The organism is Vibrio sp. YT-17, assembly GCF_033337375.1.
Lineage (GTDB): Bacteria > Pseudomonadota > Gammaproteobacteria > Enterobacterales > Vibrionaceae > Vibrio > Vibrio alginolyticus.
In genome coordinates, this window is sequence record NZ_JAWOQP010000111.1 from 1 (window position 1) to 1,280 (window position 1,280).

Annotated in this window: 1 protein-coding gene; it reads left to right on the plus strand. The window is 49.3% G+C overall.

What is annotated here, in order from left to right:
- Positions 1-1,280 (plus strand): FHIPEP family type III secretion protein (locus R7F67_RS24250; RefSeq protein ID WP_318057467.1); only part of this gene is annotated, 1,280 nt, incomplete at both ends.

Sequence of the window (1,280 nt, forward strand, 5' to 3'; positions counted from 1 at the left end):
GTCAATTGCAGCGGCGATGATGGTAACGCGTCAAAACACCGATGAAGACATGGGCGAGCAGTTGGTTTTCCAAATGTTCGACAACCCGAAAGCGTTGATGATCACGGCGGCAATTTTGGGCGTGATGGGTATCGTACCGGGCATGCCGCATTTTGCTTTCTTAACGTTGGCCGTTGCTGCTGGCGCGGGTGCTTACTTAATTGACAAGCGTCAGAAGCAGAAAGCAAAAGAACCAGCATTACCTGCGAAAGCAGAAGATGGCAGCGAGCCCATTTCTCAACGTGAGTTGTCGTGGGATGACGTTCAACCTGTTGATATTATTGGTTTAGAAGTGGGGTATCGATTAATCCCGCTGGTGGATCGTGACCAAGGCGGAGAGTTATTAGAGCGCGTGAAAGGCGTTCGTAAAAAGCTCTCACAAGATTTTGGTTTCTTGATCCCAGCTGTACACATTCGCGACAACCTTGAGCTGACGCCAAACAGCTACAGAATTACCCTGATGGGCGTTGCGGTGGGTGAAGCGGAAATTCGCCCAGACCAAGAACTGGCGATTAACCCTGGTCAGGTTTACGGCATGATTGATGGCGAACCGACCATGGACCCGGCATTCGGCCTAGAAGCCGTGTGGATTCGTGAAGAGCAGCGCGAGCACGCTCAGGCTCTCGGTTATACCGTGGTGGATTCATCGACGGTATTGGCAACGCATCTAAGTCAGTTATTAACCAACAACGCATCGCAGTTGATTGGTCATGAAGAAGTACAGAATTTATTGGAGATGCTAGGCCGAAGTGCACCGAAATTGGTGGAGAACTTTGTACCGGATCAACTCCCATTAGGTGTGGTGGTGAAAGTGTTGCAGAACTTGTTGAATGAAGCCATTCCAATTCGCGACATTCGTACCATCGTACAAACCTTGGCTGAGTACTCAAGTAAGAGTCAAGAACCTGACATATTAACAGCGGCGGTTCGAATCAGTCTGAAACGTCTAATTGTTCAGGAAATCAATGGTATAGAGCCAGAACTGCCTGTGATTACCTTGATTCCTGAGCTGGAACAAATATTGCATCAAACTATGCAAGCCTCGGGAGGCGAATCTGCTGGCATTGAGCCAGGACTCGCTGAACGTTTGCAGTCTTCACTAAGCCATGCAACGCAAGAGCAAGAGCTGAAGGGCGAACCTGCCGTTCTACTTACGTCTGGCGTGTTGCGATCCACACTGGCTAAGTTTGTGAAGAACACAATACCTAATCTCCGGGTACTGTCTTACCAAGAAATCCCGG